Genomic DNA, 335 nt, shown 5'->3' with positions numbered 1-335 from the left:
CAGGTCGCGCGCAGCTTGGCCGCGCCCTGCAGCAGGTACGCGCCGTGCCCGTCACCGTGCCGGAGCACCACGGCCCCGGGGATCGAGCGGGCCGCGCGGGCCGCGCCGGCGGCGGGGGCGTCGGTGTCCAGCCGCCCGATCCCGACCAGCACGACGGGCCCCCTGCCCGCACCGGACCTCGTCCTCGCGGCCGCTCCCGACCCCTCGCCGGAGCCCACGCCCCCGCCTTCACCCGGCCGCGCGGCCCGCTCGATCCCCGGGGCCGTGGTGCTCCGGCACGGTGACGGGCACGGCGCGTACCTGCTGCAGGGCGCGGCCAAGCTGCGCGCGACCTG

Annotated in this window: 1 pseudogene; it reads left to right on the top strand. The window is 80.9% G+C overall.

The window, feature by feature from the left end:
• Positions 1 to 123: 123 nt before the first annotated feature.
• Positions 124 to 335, top strand: a pseudogene (locus FAF44_RS53950) (hypothetical protein); the annotation flags it as partial.

It is taken from the genome of Nonomuraea sp. MG754425, from assembly GCF_021699195.1.
Classification (GTDB): domain Bacteria; phylum Actinomycetota; class Actinomycetes; order Streptosporangiales; family Streptosporangiaceae; genus Nonomuraea.
The sequence above is the reverse complement of the archived record's forward strand: the minus strand, read 5'-3'. Positions and strand labels throughout refer to the sequence as shown.